Consider the following 17,888-nt stretch of genomic DNA (forward strand, 5'->3'; position numbering starts at 1 on the left):
CGTCGACCTGATCTATTTCACGATGGTCACGGTCGCAACGGTCGGTTATGGCGACATCGTGCCCGTCACCGAACGGGCGCGCCTGATCGATGCTTTCTTCATCGTGCCGATCCGCATCGGCATCTGGTTCATCTTCCTGGGCACGGCGTATCAGTTCGTGATCCAGCGTGTCGTCGAGGAATTCCGCATGAAACGCCTGCAAAAACAACTGAACCATCACATCGTCGTGTGCGGCTATGGACTCAGCGGCTCGATCACCGTGCGCGAGCTGCTCGAAAGCGGCGTCGATCCGGACACGATCATCGTGCTCGATCCCCGTCAGGAGGCGGTCGAAGCGGCGACCGCACTTGGCGTGACCGGGCTGCTGGGCGATCCCACGCAGGAGGACTTGCTGCAGTATGCGCAGGTGCGCCAGGCAAAGGCCGTGATCATCTCGGTGACCGACGATCCGACCGCGATCCTGCTGACGCTGACCGTGCGCAGCCTCGCGCCGGATACGAAGATCGCCGTGCGCATTCAGGAGAACATCTACCAGCGGCAGTTGCGCCAGGCCGGCGCGGACGTGATCGTGTCGTCGACGAAGATCGGCGCGCTGCTGCTTGCCGATGCGGTCAACAGCCGCTACATCGTGCCGTTCGTCAACGAAATGTTGTCGACCCGCGGGCGCGCCACGCTCGTCGAACGGCCGGCATCCCGGCGCGAGATCGGCTGCATGTCGAACGAGGTGCCGGGCGCGGTCGTGGTCGGCCTGGAGCGCGGTGGAAAAGTCGCGTCGTTCTACGAGCAGCCGCCGTGCCGGATCGAGGCCGGCGATACGCTGGTCGTGATCCAGTCGGCAAGGATTCCCGAACCGAGCGCCGACAGCCTGTGCTGAGCCCAGGGCTGGCAGCGCACTTGCCGGCGGCGGTCTGACGGCTGGCGGGTTCGGTGTCAGCGATGCGGGATCGCGTGCCGCCATGTCGAGGCATGGCGATTGCTCCGAACCGGGAGCAATCATGCGGGAGGTGTTATGCAACGCGATCCGATCCGAAACGTATGGCGAGCGATGCTCGCCGGCATCCTCGTCGCGGGTGTCGCGACGAGTACAGGGTGTTCGAAGCAGGACAACAGCACATCGTCGCCGAGCAGTCCGGGCTCGACGAGCAGCATGGCGCCGCCTGCACCGCCGCCAGCGGCGGGTGCGATGCGCGGCAGCGCCGGCGCGACGCCGGGCGGCATGGAGGGCGGCGCATCCGCGCCGCAGGGCGCCGCGGCACCGCCGTCGTCGGGTTCGAGCGGCGGCTAGCGACGGCTGGCGGCGACGAGCGGCGGGCGTTGCGTGAGGGGCTGAGCGGGGTGCGCAGCGTGCGCGATCGAAGGCGATCGCGGCACGCTGCCCATACGCCGACGTCCATGGGTGGCGTCGCAGCGCTGGCCTGTCCCGCCGTCGCGAAAAAATTTCAATCGCTTGTAGAAAGAGAGCGTCGATGCCGGGCGGCATGCCCATGCCGGCCCCGGCCTCGCGTTTTCCGGTGACCTGCATATGGAGTCCGATCGTTCACATTTCGAGCCGGTCACTCCTTCCGTCGGCGTGCCAGCTGTTGTGCAACGACTCCGATGTATCGCGCGTTGCCGCGGTGTTCGGCACCCCGAGCATCGTATTGGCTGACGAAAGCGGCGCCGCGCGCCGGGCGTCGCACGATCGCGAGCGGCATCGCGTGCTGGCCGATGATCCGTCGTGCCTGTCAGGCGTGTCCGACGCATGCGCGGACGATCACCTCTGCGTCCGGGCGATCGGTGTCGACGTCGTGATCGATCTTGCGGGCAGGCTGCTCGCGATGGAGTCCCATCATGTCCTGTAAGCGCTTGCGTGTGTTGACGTGGCAAGTGCACGGCAATTATCTGTATTACCTCTCCCAGGTTCCGCACGAATTTTTCATGGTGACGAAGCGGAACAATCCGCCGGGCTATGCAGGCCGCGTCGGCTATCGGCCCTGGGGCGACAACGTGCACGAAGTGCGTTGCGAATGCGTGGCGGACACGACATTCGACTGCGTGCTCTATCAGCATTGCCGTCAGTACCGGCACGATCGGACCCACTTGCTGACCGCCGAGCAGCGCGCGCTGCCGGCGCTGTTCATCGAGCACGACCCGCCATGCGCGCATCCGACCGACTCGCTGCATCCGGTGCAGGATCCGAACGTCCTGCTCGTGCATGTGACGCCGTTCAACGCGCTGATGTGGGACAGCGGCATCACGCCGACGCGCGTGATCGAGCACGGCGTGCTGATCCCGGATGACGTGTGCTACCGCGGCATGTTGCCGAAGGGTGTGACGGTCGTGAACCACCTGTCGCGACGCGGCAGGCGATTCGGCGCGGACCTGTACGAAACCGTGTGCCGTCGTGCGCCGGTCGATCTCGTCGGTCGGGATTCGGCCGAACTCGGCGGCATCGGCGAGGTGCCGAGTGGCGAGCTGGCGCATTTCATGTCGCATTACCGCTTCTACTTCAACCCGACGCGCTATGCGAGCCTCGGCCTGGCCGTGATCGAGGCGATGATGATCGGCCTGCCGGTGATCGCGCTCGCGACGACCGAGATCGCGCAGCTGGTGCGCAGCGGCAGAAACGGGGTCGCCGATACGCGGCCGGACGTGTTGATCGATGCGATGCACATGCTGATCAAGGATCCGTTGCTTGCCCGCGAATGGGGTGAGGCGGCGCAACGGGATGTGCGCGAGCGGTTCGGCATTGACCGGTTCGTGCACGACTGGGATGCTGCCCTGCGCGATGTCGTGATGTGACTGTGCCGCACCGTCAGCGGTTTATCGCCGTCGCGCGCATGTTGAAAGATTTGCACCGGTCGATGTAGCTATTGCAACGAGCGCGTGGCCGTTCCAGCCGACAGGCTGCTTGTCGACTTCCCGGCCGAAGGGCATCCGGCGACCGTGACGTCCGCTGCATTCTAACCATGCGATACCGCGCAACAGCGGTGTGCGCTGAAACCTGTTGCGGCCGAACTCGCCGGGAGGATGGCGCAGCGCAGCCCGGCCGCCTGCGCCGGAGATTTTCATATCGACTGGCTTGAACGACGTGCGTCGCGTGCACGGCACGGATGGCATGGATGTTGCGCGCTACGTGAGCAAGAAGCACGGGAATGAGGAGGGCGCGATGTCCGTCATGCTTTCGCTCCAGATGCGTCAGCATCTGGCGCTCACGCCGCGGCTTCAGCAGTCGCTGCGCCTGTTGCAGTTGTCGTCGCTCGAATTTCAGCAGACGTTGCAGCAGGCGCTCGATCAGAATCCGTTTCTGGAGGACGGGGACAACAACGGCGATGCGGCCGCAGGCGAGACGTCGGCGATGTCCTGGACATCCGCGCCCGCAGACGCCGCCGCCGACGGTGAGCCGGCGTCCGACGATACGCGTCCGCCGGACGAAGTCGCGTACACGGCCGAGCCCGCTGCACGCGGGCCGGCACGCGACCGGTCCGCGTCGCCGGACACGTCGCCCGGGGAATGGAACGCGGCCGAACCGTCGCTGCGGATGCAGCTGCGCGATGCGCTGCGTCTCTATCCGCTCAATCGTCGCGATCGCGCGGCCGCTCAATTGATCATCGACGCGCTCGACGACGACGGTTATCTGCGTCAGGCTTTGGGCGATCTCGTGCGGGTGGCCGATCCGGCACCGCTGATCGGCGAGCAGGATCTCGGCGTGGCGTTGCGGCTCGTTCAGGCGATGGATCGGCCGGGAATCGCCGCGCGCTCGCTGTCCGAATGCCTGTTGCTGCAGCTCGACGCGATGCCGGCCGGCACGCCGGCGATCGCCTGCGCGAAGGCGATTGCGCGCGACCATCTGGAACGTCTGGCGCGTCGCGAGACGGCCGAGATGCAGCGCCGCCTCGGCTGCGGCGCGCGGACGCTGCACGCCGCATGCGCACTCGTGCGCGGGCTGGATCCGCGTCCCGGCAACCACTATGGCAGCGCGCACGGCGATTATGTCGTGCCGGACGTGATCGTGCGTCAGGTGCGCGGCGAATGGGTCGTGACGATCAATCCGGCGGTGATGCCGCGCGCGCGGCTTCACCAGCGATACGCGGAATTGTTCGCGCGCTCGAACGGCGAGCGCGATTCGCCGCTCGGTCAGCAGTTGCAGGAAGCGCGCTGGCTGATCCGCAATGCGCAAAAGCGTTTCGATACGATCCAGCGCGTCGGCGCATGCATCGTCGCGCACCAGCAGGATTTCTTCCGGTATGGCGAGATTGCGCTGAAGCCGCTCATGCTGCGCGATATTGCCGATGCGCTCGAACTGCATGAGTCGACGGTATCCCGCGCGACCGGCAACAAGTACATGGCCACGCCGTTCGGCACGTTCGAATTCAGGCATTTTTTCCCGCGCCGGCTGGCGTCGGCCGGCAAGGGCTTGTGCTCGGCGGCGGCGGCGAAAGTGCTGATCCGCGAAATGATCGCCGCGGAGGCGCATGCGGAACCGCTGTCGGACGTGGTGCTCGCGCAGCGGCTCGCAGGCCGCGGAATATGCATCGCACGGCGCACCGTCACCAAGTATCGGCAGGCGATGAAGATTCCGGCTGCCGTCATGCGAGGAACCGGGCCGGGATGAACGGCCCCGGGCGCACGTCGCATTCGATGCGCGCCACCGAAAGGAGCAGATCATGCCAGCCAAATCCCAGGCGCAGCAACGCGCCGCAGGCGCGGCGCTGTCCGCGAAGCGCGGCCGCACGAAAGCAAAGAACCTCAAGCCGCCGTCGAAATCGATGTACGAGTCGATGAGCGAGAAGCAACTCGAGGAGATGGCGTCGACGCCGACGCGCGGCAAGCCGAAACACCGACGCGATAGCTGAGCGCCTTCGTCCGGAATAGCAGGCCATGCTTCGACACGCGATCGTGCCGGCAAGCTGGCGTTCGGCCTCGATGGCGGGACGCTGCATGGGGACTGGGTACGGGTGCGAACCGGCAGTCGCGGCACGGCGCACGCGCCACGGCTGCTCATCGGGATACGCGAAGAAAAAAACGGGCGCGGGCGGCGTATCAGCCGACACCCGCGCTCGAATCGCGTGCTCGATCAGCCACGCGACGCCGACCGGATCGACCTGGTCCCCCCACGGGCAGGTCGATCCTGCTCAACGCTGTTGATATCCGGCCGGCATGCCAGGTGCCGGCATGCCGGAACGACCGGAAAATTATCGCTTTGCTGTTTGCGGCGCCTGCCCGACCGTGTGCCTGGCGCCCTTCGACGCAGCGGCAACGACCATGTCGAGGTTGCTTCGCGCGACTTCAACCGCTTGCTGGCCTGTCTTCCCCAGCGTCTGATAGAGCGCATGGGTGGCGGTGATCGCGGAACTCCATGCAGCGATGGCCGCCTCGGAGCCCGACGGTCCATGTTTGGACGCATCCTCGACGAGCGTCTGGAGCCGGCGGACATACACATCGCTTTCCGTCTGGGCGGCCTTGAGCACTTCGGCCTGGGCAGACGACACGATTCCCCAGAATTCGGTGCTGTAGGACTGAATCTGCTCGGCAATGGGCGCTGCGCCGACGCTCTGGATCGCGACCCAGTCACCGGGCTTTTCCGCTGCGTCCTGCGCCATCTCCAGCGCGTTTTTCATGGCCGATCGTGTGAACCGCGCGTTGAGTTCGGCCAGCTTGCCGATTCCTTCGATCATCGTGCCGGCGAAACCGAAGGCAGTCTCGAGATTGGCGCGCCGCGCGCTTGAAACGAATTCCTGGGATTGCATGGTCAATCATCTCCTGAATTGAATGAACCGCTTCGGATGGGCATCGACTCGACGCGACTGCACCGGGTTGCGTCAGCCCATCGCGCGCCGTGACATGGCCATCACGTCCATTGGATTGATCCGGGGCGTCTAGTGTCTGCGTGTCATCGCCTGAAGCAGGCTTTCACCGTCGGTCGTGACCCGTGGACGATGTCGGCCGGAACCGAGGTTCTCGAGTACGACGAGCTGCTGCTCCAGTAGTGTGTCGAGTTCCTCGCGGCCCAGGTCGATTTGATCGGGCGAAGCCTTGACCAGCATGAGCACGGAAAACTCGTGGGGGCTTAACATCGTTGTCTCCTAAATGGGGAATCGGCTGGCACTGCCGATTCGGTTCATGTGCGCCGCGACGACATCGAGTTGCAGGGGTTTTGTTGTCAGGGCGTCGGCGGCGCTCAATCCCGCTGCATGCGTGCGATATGGCTGAAGAGACCCGTGACGACAGTGAGCTTCGGACTTCGGCGGGGGGGGCGGCGATTCGATCCTGCGGCCAATGGGTATTGCCACGCACGATTTCACTCGCGGTCGAAACCATACTCAAATGAAAAAGGGTGACGCTGATTTCGATGGGCGTTTCAGAGAGCATGGCGGCGATGTCATCCATTCGCAGCGGACCGGATCCGACAATGTCGACCGTCATGGTCTCGGTGTTCGTCCAGCGGTCGACGTTCGTGCTCCAGCGATAAATCCTCGCACCGTTCCGTCTGAGCGCTTGCCATACGGGGATGACCCGCAACTGGCCTATGGCAGCGCGGAACGACAGCCGTTGAACGAGCATGGTGGCTACCTTCTGGATTAACTGCGTCGGTCGAGAGCGGATGGTAGCCAGCATATGGAAGGGGGCTGGGAAAGTACATCGTCGGTGCATGTCCGTATATCCGGCTTTATGGACAGCCGCGCCGATCCTGGGCCGCAGCAGGCCCGTCGGTGTTGGCGGGCCGAACATGCCGTGCAACGGCGGCCCGTTTCGCCGCCTGTCGGCATGCATGGGAAATCGACTGGCGAATATGTCCGGCACATCCATGGATACACTGGAATCGCGGGCAAACTGGAGCCGAATTGACCCATCGAGACTTCATCGCAATCGGCACGTCGTCGGGCGGAGTGGATGCACTGTGTGCCCTCGTATCCCGTTTGCCGCGCGATCTGCCCGCGACCGTTGCCATCGTTCTGCATGTCGGGGCCCACGACAGTATTCTGCCGTCGCTCTTGAGCCATTCGGGACCGCTGCCGGCGGTACACGCGGTGGATAGCGAATCGTATCTGCACGGAAAAATCTACATCGCGCCGCCGGATCGGCATTTGATCGTCGAAGGCACCCATTTGCGCGTCGTGCGAGGCGAGAAGGAAAACCATGCCCGACCGGCAATCGATCCGCTGTTTCGCAGTGCCGCCGCCGAGATGGGCACGCGCGTGATCGGCGTCATCCTGACCGGGCTGCTGGACGATGGTGCGGCCGGTCTCGGGGCCATCCAGTCGTGCGGGGGCGTCACGATTGTGCAGGATCCCGATGAAGAGTTTGCCTGCGATATGCCGCTTCATGCATCGCGTTACGCCGACTATGTTCTGCCGATCGCCGGGCTGGCGCGCCGCCTGATCGAGCTGACGGGCAGCGGGGGAGCATCTTCGGCGATCCGCAACGTGGCACGACGGCGCGAGCCGAAAGACCGGCAATAGGGAACCCCTTCGCGGATTGACGCGCATCGGGAGACGGCGTGCTCAATTCGGGTCAAAGCGGCGGCAGGATTTCGAAAAAGCGGCAGGCGGCAACGAAATATTGCGTGTCTGGACAGTAAAAATCTTGCGATTGATATCGCGGGACGGATAATAGCCGGCCTGCGCGCACCCACGCGCAAGCGGGCCAGGGCGTCTACCCGATCCGGGCTGCGGAAACTATGATTCTTTTTACAGGACGTGCAGTCATGCCGAAAAGTCGCGGGCAAACTCTCCCGAGCCAGGCAAACCATCCGATTGTCGGTATCGGCGCATCGGCGGGCGGACTGAGCGCGCTCCTGGAATTCTTCGAAGCGTTGCCGGCGCATACCTCGATGGCATTCGTCGTCGTGATGCATCTGGCCCCCGATTACGAAAGCAATCTCGCCGCCTTGCTGCAGAAAGCAACCAGCATGCCCGTGCTGGAAGTGACGAGCGCCACCCCCATTGAGCCCGACCACGTTTACCTGATCGCACCGTCTCTCGAACTGACGATGGTCGACGATTTTCTGCATATCGCGCCCCAGCGACCGGCGCAAGGCGGCCGCCGTGCCGCCATCGACCTTTTCTTCCGGACGCTCGCGGAAGCCCATCGGGAACGGGCCATCGGCGTTGTGCTGTCCGGCGCGGGGTCCGATGGCTCCATCGGGTTGTCAAGAGTCAAGGAAATGGGCGGCATCACATTTGCGCAGGATCCGTCGGAAGCCGAGTACGACAGCATGCCGCGCAGCGCCATCGCCACCGGCATGGTCGATTTCACGCTGACGGCTGCTGAAATGCCGCAACGGATGATGGATCTGTGGGCCACCGCCAAGGGAATTCATCTGCCCGTCGTCGAAAACGAGGACCGTCAGGAAGATCTGGTCAACGAGTCGGCCGAGCGCGCATTGCGCGAGATCATGATTATCCTGCGCACCCGCACGGCGCACGACTTTCGCCATTACAAGCGGGCGACCGTGCTGCGCAGGATCGAACGGCGTCTCCAGGTCAATGGCATCACCGATCTCCAGGCGTACCGCGATCATCTCCATCTCCATCCGGAGGAGACCCAGGCGCTGCTGCAGGACATGCTGATCAGCGTCACGAATTTCTTCCGCGACAAGGAGGCGTTCGAGGTATTGGAGCGCGATGTGCTGCCCCAGCTTTTCGATGGCCGCAGCGAGCAGGACCGCATCCGTGTCTGGTCGGTCGGATGTGCGACGGGCGAGGAGGCGTATTCGCTGGCGATGCTGCTTCAGGAACGCTCGCTGAAGTCGGCCGAAGGTATTTCGTTCCAGGTGTTCGCCACGGATATCGACGAACGTGCCATCGCTTTCGCGCGTGCCGGTCTCTATCCCGACTCGATTCTCGCCGACGTGGCGCAGGGGCGGGTACGTCAGTTCTTCTCGAAAGACGCGGCGCATTATCGTGTCAAGAAGGAACTGCGCGAGCACATGCTGTTCGCTCATCACAATGTGCTGAGCGATCCGCCGTTTTCCCGTCTCGATCTGATTTGCTGCCGTAACCTCCTGATCTATCTGGACCGGGAAGCCCAGATCGAAATCCTGAAGATGTTTCACTTCGCGCTGCGTCCGGGCGGCATTTTGTTTCTCGGCAGTTCGGAGTCGGCCGACAGCGTCAGCTCGATGTTCAGCGTCATCGACAAGCGTAACCGCATCTACCGCGCCAACGTGGCGGTGCGCGGCGATACGCCGGTTCCCGTGGCGATCTCCGGGGCGATGAGCGCACGTCCGGTCATTTCGACGGTGCAGCCGCCGGGACGTCGCCGCTTTTCCTTCGGGGATTTGCATCAGCGCCTCGTCGAGCAATATGCGCCGCCGAGCGTGCTCGTCAATCGCGATTCCGAGATCGTTCACCTGTCCGATCGCGCCGGACGGTTTCTGCAGTATTCGGGCGGCGAGCCGTCGCACAACATCATTGCCGTGGTGCGCCCCGAGTTGCGGCTCGAACTGAGAACCGCCATCTATCAGGCGTTGCATACGAACCGGAGCGTGGAGGCGCGACGCGTGAGCATCGAACGCGACGCGCGTTCGTATTTCGTCAGCATGACGGCGCGTCCCGTACACGATCCTGAAGCCAATGCGGATTTCGTGCTGATCTTGTTCGACGAAGTCGAGGACAGCATGGGCGATGCGGAGACATCGACGGCCGATGCCCAGAAGGATCCGATCATCACCCAGCTGGAACGCGAGCTGCAACGGACGAAGGAGCAGTTGCAGTCGACCATCGAGCAATCGGAAACGTCGACGGAGGAGTTGAAGGCCTCCAACGAGGAATTGCAGGCCATCAACGAAGAGCTGCGTTCGGCGACGGAAGAGCTCGAGACCAGCAAGGAGGAACTGCAGTCGATCAACGAGGAACTGACCACGGTCAACGCCGAACTGAAGTCGAAGGTCGAGGAAACCGGCAAGATCAACGACGACCTGCAAAACCTGATCGCCGCAAACGACATCGGCACGATCTTCGTCGATCGGAATATCTGCATCAAACGGTATACGCCGCGTGCGACGGACGTATTCAGCATCATTCCGTCCGACATCGGCCGGTCGCTGCTGGATATCACGCACCGGCTCGAATACGACAAGCTCGCCGACGATGCGGCCGAGGCCTTCGATTCGCTGCGTCTGATCGAGCGTGAGCTGAAGAGCAACGATGGGCGATGGTATCTGGCGCGCTTCGTGCCATACCCGACGACGGAGGACCGCATCGACGGCGCGGTGCTCTCGTTTGTCGACATTACGGACCGCCGGCATGCGGAAGACCGGTTGCGGGAAGGCGAGCGGCGCATGCGCATCGTGGCCGAAGGCACCAAGGACTACGCGATCGTCACGTTTGACGACGACGGCCTCGTCACCAGCTGGAATGCGGGCGCGGAACGGATTTTCGGCTATACCGAGCAGGAAATGATCGGCGTGTCGGCGGACCGGCTTTCGACGGAGGAAGACCGGGTCAACAAGGTGGCTCAACGTGAATTCGCGGAGGCCCGCCTGAATGGACGCACCGAAGAAGCGCGCTGGCATCAGCGCAAGGACGGCACGCTCTTCTTCGCGAGCGGCGTGCTGTCGCGCCTGGACGAACCCGGCGTGAGCGGATTTGCGAAAATCGCCCGCGACCTCGGGGAATTCGTGCAGCCTGCCAAGGCCAGCTACGACGTCAGGGCCGAGCCGTTCCACGAAGCCAGTGACGGGGAAATCCGGCGGCAGCGCGACGAATTTCTCGCCGTGGTCTCCCACGAGCTCAAGCATCCGCTCAATCTCATCTCCGCGAGTGCGGAGCTGATCGCCCGCTCGCCGGAAACCCGGCAGAACCTGAACATCTCGCGCGCCACCGAGACGATCCGGCGCACCGTGATCAACCAGGCGCAGATCATCGACGATCTGCTCGATATCTCGCGGGTAAGAACGGGCAAGCTGTCGGTCGTGCGTACGCCCGTCGATATGCGGGAGATCGTGCGGCGGGTGACCAGCGCGGCTCAGGACGAAGCGGTTCAGCGCGGCCTGGCGCTCAATGTCACGCTGACCGATCTGCCCATCATCATCCATGCGGATCTCACGCGAATCGAACAGATCGTCTGGAACCTGATCAGCAACGCATTGAAATTCACCCGTCGCGGTGCGGTGGACGTGTCGTTGCAGGTCAACGAACATACCGAGGCCGTGCTGCGCGTGGCCGATACAGGCAGCGGCATCGATCCGTCATTGCTGCCGCACATCTTCGACATGTTCAAGCAAAGCCGGGATGCCGCCGCACGCCGGGCCGGCCTCGGCATCGGTCTTGCGCTTGTCAGGGATCTCGTGAATCTGCATGGCGGGGCGGTGCGCGTGGAATCGGCCGGCGCCGGCCTTGGCACGGTGTTTACGATCACGTTGCCTCTGCACCGCGCACCTGCCGACAGACAGGGGATCGACAGCGTGCTGACCGAATCGCTGCAAGGATTGCATATCGTCATGGTCGACGACGATGCGGAAACGGTTGAAACGTTCAAGCTTCTGCTCGAAAGCGAGGGCGCCATCGTTCAGACGGCGACCAGCGCCGAGGAGGCGCTGTCGATACTCGGCGGTCATGTGCCGGACATGGTTCTGTCCGATATCGGCATGCCGGGCATGGACGGACTGGAATTCGTCGAAAGGCTGCGGGGAATGCCGGCACTGAGATCGGTGATCTGTATCGCGCTCAGCGGCTTCGGTCAGGAAGCCGATGTGCAGCAGGCCCAGAACGCCGGATTCAATGCACACCTGAGAAAGCCCATCACACTCGAAGCCTTGCAGGCTGCCTACAAGCGGCTGCATGTCTGACCTCTGCATCATCGCGGCGGCCCGGCGTGCTCGCGCGCCGCGGACCGCAACCGGCAGCATCGTCGCAAACGGTCCATACTGGATTGCAGAGGATGTCTCCGCGTGTGGGGACGTATCAGGTGCGGGGGCGTGCATTCAATGGATGCCGCGTCCCCGTCGACCGCATCGGGCGATGAGAGCCAGGCGAGCCATGACGAATCGTATCGACAAACCCGACAATGACGTGCAGGCGCAGTTCGACGAAGCCGCCCGGCGGCTTCAGGCTGCCGAGGCTCGCGTCCAGGCGCTTTGCAACAATCCGCTCGTCGATGAAACAGCGAGGCAAATGGCGCGGGACGCATTCGAGCAGGCTCGCCTGCTCTGGCTGAGCAGCGACGTCGTCATGCGCAGTGCGGCGTTCAACGACGATCTGCAGCGGCACACGGGCAAGCGGGTGGTGATTCTTGCGGCCAATGTGCATGTCGGGGAATCGATCGCCTTGCTGTTGCGTTTAAGGGGATTCGTCACGGCGTTGCGCGCAAGGAACAGGATCGACGACGCGCATATGCATCGGCCAGCCGCCGCGGTTATCGTCGATATGGAGCGGGATTCGGACAAGGCAAGCGTGCTCGCTGTCGACGCACTGAGACATCATGCCGGCACCCGCATCATTGGCATGATCCCGCCCATGCTGGAAAACGGCGACTGGAGCGGGTTCGACACCATACTCGTGAAGCCGGTTTCGATCGACCTGATCGTGCAGGCCGTGACGGGCCGCGCGTGCCCGTAGTGCAACGGCGATCAGCGCAATGCCGGGCCCCGCGGCAGTGACACTTCGGAGAGCGTCTTGCGGCGAACCTATTTCTACATCAATTGTCCGGGCGACAGCCGTTTGCCTGAGCAGGAGCTGATTGCGTTCGACAAGGCCGGCTATGCCATCGTGCTCAACCGTATCGCAATCGACCGTGTGCCGCCTTACGTCGCCGCGACAGACCGGCCGGAATTGAAAAGCCTCTTGAGGCGGGCCGCTCCCCACGGTCTGCTGCTCGTACTCGACCTCTCCGCGCTCGGCTGCAGCCCGCGAGACATCCTGGCGACGCTGATGCAATGTCGCAAGGACAAGGTTTCCGTGCGATGTGTCGAGCTTGGCGACGCGGATCTCGCCGGTCGTCCGGAACCGCAGGCAGTCCGCACGCTGCGGGCGATCGTCCGGCTGGAGATGGCGACGCGGAGCGAACGCAGCAAGGCGGGATTGAAAGCCGTGCGGGACAGCGGACAGCGTACCGGCCGGCCGGCGTCGCTGTCGCGCCATGATCGCGAGGACATCGTGCGCTCGCTCGAAATGGGGCATTCGGTGAGCAAAATCGCACGCGACTTCGGAACCTCGCGTCAAACCATCATGCGGATACGGGAGGCGTCGGCAACGCACGCGGCCGGGTAACGCCGGCAGTGGCGATGCCGCGCCCGCCGTGCGCGGCCTGGATCCCGGCGTGTCGGGCGCGCGATGCGTCGGATGCGGGCGCGGCATGCGCCTTGCGTCGTCGACGAGGCGCCGCATGTCGCGGTGCACGGCATGCCGCAACGTGATGCGGCGGGAGGACGATCATGTCCCATCCGCGAGAACACCTGGAGGACTGGCTGCGCGACGCCTACGCGATGGAGCGTCAGGCACAGACGTTGCTCGAGTCGCAACTGAATCGGCTCGAGAACTATCCGTTATTGCAGGACAGAATCCGGTTGCATCTCGACCAGACGCTCAACCAGCTCGCGCTTGTCGAAAGCTGCCTGCGCCGGCTCGGCACGGCGCCGTCCACTATCAAGGATCTCGCCGCACGCGTTGCCGCATACGGACAGGTAGCGGGCAGCGTGCTGGCCAGCGACGAGGCGGTCAAGAGCGCGATGGCCGGCTATGTGTTCGAGCATGTCGAGATCGCGGCGTATACGACATTGATTTCCGCTGCCGACGCGCTTGGCGAATATGAAATCCGGGAATGCTGCGAACGGATACTCGGCGAAGAGGAGGCGATGGCATCGTGGCTGCTGCGGCACATTCCGGAACTCACGGCGGCTTTCCTCGAACGGTCCGCGGTCCAGCGGGATGACGCAAAGCGCTGATCCAGCCCTGGGCGCGGCGGGGGCATGAGCAGCCCGCCGCGCCCGTTTTCCGCTCGCCAGCGGTTTACTGCGGACCGAGTTCCAGCGCCGACGTATTGGCGTCGTTGCCCTGTGCGACCAGCACATGAATGTCGTTCGGCGTCACGTCGTTGACGCCGTGCGACGGGATCGTCATCAGCAGCCAGTCGGCATTGTTGTTCAGGCTGACAGGCGCGGTCCGCAGGATCACCGTCTTGGTGCCGGCGGTCGCGACGATCACCTGGTAGGTGCCGCCGTTCAGGTAGACCGAATCTTCGCCGGTCGAGGGCGACGCGTTCTGGTATGCCGCGCCGGACAGCGTCGGGCTTTGCGTCGCGATGTCCGTTCCGGGCGGTACGACATAGACGTCGACGTCTCGCGCGTTCGGGGACGCGTTGAAGCTGCGCACACGCGCCTTGTCGGACAACAGGCCCTTCGCGAAGGGATCGTCGATCACCGAGATCTGCGACGACGTGCTCGGCAGCGCGATCGTCGTGTAGTGGTGGCCGTTGGCCGCGCTGAACGACTGCGATGCGATGGTCGCGGTGGTGCCCGAGATGTCGTAGCTCGCCGTTTGCGTACCGGAGTCGATGTCGTGGTAGCGCGTGACACCCTTGTAGGCGACGGCCTGCGCATCGAGCTTCGCGCTCAGGTAGTAGTCGAGATTCGGGCCGCCCGGCACCGCGTTGATGAAGCGGGCCTGCGGATGGGAAATGCCCAGCTCGGTACCGACGTCGTTGCCGCTGCCGCCGCATGCGGCGAGCGCGGCAACCATCGAGCACATGGCCACAACGGTTCGAATGGATGTCATGTTGTCCTCTCGTATGGGGAACCCGATCGCCCCGGGCGACAGCCGCGCGAATGCGCGCGTCGTGCCACGGGCCGGTCGGGCGAAGGACCCGCAATGGCATGGCGGGCGCTCCGATGGCGCAATTCGCATGCCTGCGCGATGACGCCGTTCGCGACTGTGCCGCGCGTGCGCGCCCGGGCGAACGTCACGGACGACCGGGTAACGCGCAGCATGCAAGGAACTGGATGCAACCCTGAGCGCATGCACGCATGCCTGCCGTATTACATCCGCTTGAAAATTTTTCTCGTCATGCGATGTGACGGCGTGATCGGCCGCGACGGCGCCGGACATCGGTTGCGCACCCTGTCGCGGGCGGCGTGAATCAGCCGCTTACGCGTTGCCGTGAGGCGAGACCAGCACGGCCACGGGCAGCATCGCGAGACACGAGCCGAGCCTCAGCCGGCCATCCGGCGTGTCGATGCCGTGCCGGCCGTCCAGCCAGTCGAACCAGGATCCCGCGATGTCTTGGGGCAGCACGACGAACGTATCGCCCCACCGGGCGGGTTCAATGCGCGGCAGCGCGGCCGCGCTATCCAGCAGCGCATACGCGAGCCGGGTCGCCACGACGACGATCGTGACCCTGCGATCGCGTCGCGCGAATGCGATCGCATGGCGCGCCTGTTCGCCGCAGACACGCAGCGGCACATAGCTGCCGCCGGCAAACGTCGCCGGCCAGCGCGCGCGCAATCGCAGCATCCGCTCGACAAGCGCCTGTTTGACGCGGGCATCGGGCCATGCATGCAGATACGAAGCGACCGGCTCGTCGACGCGCTGCGCTGCGAGGGCCGCGAACGGCACGTCGCGGCGATTGTCGGGATCGACGAGCGAATGGTCCCACGCTTCGGTGCCCTGGTAGAGATCGGGCACGCCGGGCGACGCGATGCGCAGCGCGGTTTGCACCAGGCTGTTGACGACGCCGGCCGGCGCGATGCGCGCGACGAACGCATGCAGACGATGCGTGAAGTCGTCACGGCCGCCTGAAGCCAGTAGTTCGCGCAGGAACGTCGCGCAGCCATGTTCGTAACGCGTGTCGGGCACGATCCAGTCGGTGTGCTGTTTCGCCTCGCGCAGCGCCTTCGTCTGCCAGGCCGCCACGCGATCGGTCAGCGCCGCGACGCCGGGCGCATCGTCCGGCGACAGATCGGGCGGCCAGCAGCCGACGAGCGTCTGATAGAGCATCGCCTCCGCGCCGGGGCCGGGCACCCACGGCAACGCGCCGTGCGCAGGCTGCCGGTGCAACGTATTGAACGCCGACCATTCGAGTGACATCGTGCGCCATGTGTCCGGGATTTCGCTCAGCACAGCGAGCCGCGCGCGCGCGTCCTCACCGCGCTTGTGATCATGCGTCGCGGTGGCGACGAGCGTATGCGGGACGGTGCGGGCGCGGCGGCGGTTTCGCGCATGGAATGCGCCGCGCGACAGGCTGAACTCGCTCGCATCGGCGCCGACCTCGTTGCGCGACAGAAGCCGCCCGTAACGATAATTCGCCGTATCCTCGACCCCTTTGGCCGCAAGCGGCGCGGTGAGCTGCGCGAACGCGACCCGCACCGCGCGCAGCGCCGCTCCGCCGCGTGACGTGCCGACACCCGGCAGGCCGAGCCATCCCGCGACATGATCGAGCGCGGCTCGATCGGAGGCCGCAATCGCGGCGCATGCACCGTCGTATGCGTGAGCAAGACAACGCCGGTCGGCCGGATCGTCGTCCCGGCCGGCCGGATACAGCCGATACACGGGCATGCGGATCGCCAGTTCGGCGAGCACGCGGTGAATCGCGATCCGGCTGATATCGCGCGTATGGCCGGAGGCCCGCGCGATGCGGTGCAGCGCGGCCGAGACGCGCGCGTGCTCGGCAGCCAGCGCGCGCGTCAGCACCAGCCGCTTGCCGGCGAGCGCCTCCTGCGGGAAGGTGGCGGCCGAACCGGACACCGATGCCCAGTGCGCGGCAAGGGGCGCGGCACCGGCCGGATCGTGCAGCAGCGCGCCGACGTCATTCATGAAGTCGTAGCCGGTCGTACCGTCGATCGCCCAGTCGTCCCGTAACGGCTCGCCGGGCGCGAGGATTTTCTCGACGACGAGGTACGGCGTATCGCGACGCAGCGACGCCAGCCGTGCGCGCAGCCGCCGGCAGTAGCCGCGCGGGTCGGCAAGTCCGTCGATATGGTCGATGCGTACGCCATCGACCCATCCCGCCGCGTAGAGACGGAACAGCAGCGCATGCACGGCGTCGAACACCGCTTCGTCCTCGACGCGTATGCCGGCAAGCGTCGCGATGTCGAAGAAGCGCCGCCAGTTGAGTTCGTCGGCGGCCGTGCGCCACCATGCCACCCGATAATGCTGGCGCTCGAGCAGCCGGTGAAGGCGTGCGCGGCCGCGCGGCTGGCTGGGGTCGAACGCGTACAGCACCGCGTCGAGTGCGTGCGCACCGCGTGCCGCGACGAGCGCGCGCAGCGCGGTATGTGCGGCCTCGGTGCGCATACCGTCGCGCGCGAGCGCTGCCGCGCCGTCGAAGCACGCCGCCAGCGCGTCGAGATCCGCGCGCCCTGCGCTGCGCAGGATGTCCGGGTAAGTGGCGAGCGCAACCGGCAAGCGGCGTTCCGCGCATTCGATGAAGAAACGTCCGGCTTGCACATCGGTGCGCAATGCGAGGCCGCCGGCCGCGAGCACGTCGCCATAGGGTGCCGCGAGACAGGGGAGCAGCACCTTGCCGTCGGGCACCGCATCGCCCGGATGCCAGTCGATGTCGAAGCAGCGCGCGTACGGACTGTCGGGGCCCCATTCGAGCACGTCGTTCCACCAGCGATTCGACGATCCGCCGACACTCATGTGGTTCGGCACGATATCGACGATCAGGCCCATGCCGCGCGCGTGCAGCGCGTCGGCCAGCCGGACGAGGCCGCGCTCGCCACCGAGTTCGGCACGGATCTGCATGTAATCGACCGTGTCGTAGCCATGCCGCGAATCCGGCTCGGCCGTTGCGATCGGCGACAGATAGAGGTGGCTCACGCCGAGCCGTGCGAAGTAATCGACGTACGCCGCAGCGTCGTCGAACGTGAACCCGGCATGCAGCTGCAGGCGCAGCGTCGCGCGCGGCGTCATGACGAACGTCGCCGTTTCCGGCGCTCGCGCGCGATGGCGGCTCCCAAGTTAATGTCG

The 17,888-nt window shown here is 64.9% G+C and carries 17 protein-coding genes; 13 read left to right on the forward strand and 4 right to left on the reverse strand.

The genetic code is table 11. The annotated features are described in order from the left end of the window. The 6 genes from KH616_RS10055 to KH616_RS10080 form a co-directional block, all read left to right on the forward strand. Nucleotides 1-874: TrkA family potassium uptake protein (locus tag KH616_RS10055; RefSeq protein ID WP_292243741.1), on the forward strand; the 874-nt coding region annotated here is incomplete at its 5' end. Between the two features lie 135 nt (nt 875-1,009). After that, nucleotides 1,010-1,285 carry a hypothetical protein gene (locus KH616_RS10060; RefSeq protein ID WP_292243743.1) on the forward strand — a complete coding sequence of 92 codons (276 nt, stop codon included), beginning with the start codon at nt 1,010-1,012 and terminating at the stop codon, nt 1,283-1,285. Nucleotides 1,286-1,640: 355 nt separating this feature from the next. After that, entirely contained in the window at nt 1,641-1,841 is a 201-nt protein-coding gene (locus tag KH616_RS10065; RefSeq protein ID WP_292243744.1) for a hypothetical protein, read from the forward strand. Next, on the forward strand, nt 1,831-2,781 hold the full coding sequence (locus KH616_RS10070; protein WP_292243745.1) for a glycosyltransferase family 4 protein: 951 nt from the start codon (nt 1,831-1,833) through the stop codon (nt 2,779-2,781). The genes KH616_RS10065 and KH616_RS10070 overlap by 11 nt, the downstream gene beginning before the upstream one ends. Before the next feature lie 367 nt (nt 2,782-3,148). After that, nucleotides 3,149-4,594 (forward strand): RNA polymerase factor sigma-54, encoded by a 1,446-nt coding sequence (gene rpoN / locus KH616_RS10075; protein ID WP_292243747.1) that lies wholly within the window; start codon nt 3,149-3,151, stop codon nt 4,592-4,594. A 52-nt stretch (nt 4,595-4,646) separates the two neighbouring features. After that, nucleotides 4,647-4,835: a DUF3008 family protein gene (locus tag KH616_RS10080; protein WP_292243748.1), complete on the forward strand. Its 189-nt coding sequence runs from the start codon at nt 4,647-4,649 to the stop codon at nt 4,833-4,835. Nucleotides 4,836-5,174: 339 nt separating this feature from the next. On the opposite strand, the gene KH616_RS10085 is transcribed toward KH616_RS10080, so the two are convergent. Continuing rightward, nucleotides 5,175-5,729, reverse strand: coding sequence for a phasin family protein (locus KH616_RS10085; RefSeq protein WP_292243749.1), 555 nt, complete (start codon nt 5,727-5,729; stop codon nt 5,175-5,177). Nucleotides 5,730-5,858: 129 nt separating this feature from the next. Continuing rightward, complete coding sequence (locus tag KH616_RS10090; RefSeq protein ID WP_292243750.1) at nt 5,859-6,056, reverse strand: hypothetical protein; 198 nt, start codon at nt 6,054-6,056, stop codon at nt 5,859-5,861. 250 nt (nt 6,057-6,306) lie between these two features. Here KH616_RS10090 and KH616_RS10095 point away from each other — a divergent pair, with 250 nt between their 5' ends. The 6 genes from KH616_RS10095 (at nt 6,307) to KH616_RS10120 (ending at nt 13,867) form a co-directional block, all read left to right on the forward strand. Next, entirely contained in the window at nt 6,307-6,564 is a 258-nt protein-coding gene (locus tag KH616_RS10095) for a hypothetical protein (RefSeq protein WP_292243751.1), read from the forward strand. Nucleotides 6,565-6,824: 260 nt separating this feature from the next. Then, nucleotides 6,825-7,442 carry a chemotaxis protein CheB gene (locus KH616_RS10100; RefSeq protein ID WP_292243752.1) on the forward strand — a complete coding sequence of 206 codons (618 nt, stop codon included), beginning with the start codon at nt 6,825-6,827 and terminating at the stop codon, nt 7,440-7,442. Between the two features lie 245 nt (nt 7,443-7,687). Next, nucleotides 7,688-11,773, forward strand: coding sequence for a CheR family methyltransferase (locus tag KH616_RS10105; protein WP_292243753.1), 4,086 nt, complete (start codon nt 7,688-7,690; stop codon nt 11,771-11,773). Continuing rightward, nucleotides 11,766-12,542: a hypothetical protein gene (locus tag KH616_RS10110; RefSeq protein WP_292243755.1), complete on the forward strand. Its 777-nt coding sequence runs from the start codon at nt 11,766-11,768 to the stop codon at nt 12,540-12,542. The genes KH616_RS10105 and KH616_RS10110 overlap by 8 nt, the downstream gene beginning before the upstream one ends. Nucleotides 12,543-12,599: 57 nt before the next feature. After that, the gene (locus KH616_RS10115) at nt 12,600-13,193 is read left to right on the forward strand and encodes a recombinase family protein (protein ID WP_292243756.1); all 594 of its coding nucleotides are present in this window, start codon (nt 12,600-12,602) and stop codon (nt 13,191-13,193) included. Between the two features lie 164 nt (nt 13,194-13,357). After that, the gene (locus tag KH616_RS10120; RefSeq protein WP_292243758.1) at nt 13,358-13,867 is read left to right on the forward strand and encodes a ferritin-like domain-containing protein; all 510 of its coding nucleotides are present in this window, start codon (nt 13,358-13,360) and stop codon (nt 13,865-13,867) included. Nucleotides 13,868-13,931: 64 nt separating this feature from the next. Here KH616_RS10120 and KH616_RS10125 read toward each other — a convergent pair whose 3' ends face one another. Next, nucleotides 13,932-14,696 (reverse strand): DUF4397 domain-containing protein, encoded by a 765-nt coding sequence (locus KH616_RS10125; protein WP_292243759.1) that lies wholly within the window; start codon nt 14,694-14,696, stop codon nt 13,932-13,934. Nucleotides 14,697-14,834: 138 nt separating this feature from the next. Between KH616_RS10125 and KH616_RS10130 the strand changes: the two genes are divergently transcribed. Then, nucleotides 14,835-15,056, forward strand: coding sequence for a hypothetical protein (locus tag KH616_RS10130; protein WP_292243760.1), 222 nt, complete (start codon nt 14,835-14,837; stop codon nt 15,054-15,056). 9 nt (nt 15,057-15,065) lie between these two features. On the opposite strand, the gene treY is transcribed toward KH616_RS10130, so the two are convergent. Beyond that, nucleotides 15,066-17,831 carry a malto-oligosyltrehalose synthase gene (gene treY, locus KH616_RS10135; RefSeq protein WP_292243761.1) on the reverse strand — a complete coding sequence of 922 codons (2,766 nt, stop codon included), beginning with the start codon at nt 17,829-17,831 and terminating at the stop codon, nt 15,066-15,068. Nucleotides 17,832-17,888: the final 57 nt, after the last annotated feature.

This window comes from Burkholderia sp. (assembly GCF_018375725.1).
Classification (GTDB): domain Bacteria; phylum Pseudomonadota; class Gammaproteobacteria; order Burkholderiales; family Burkholderiaceae; genus Burkholderia.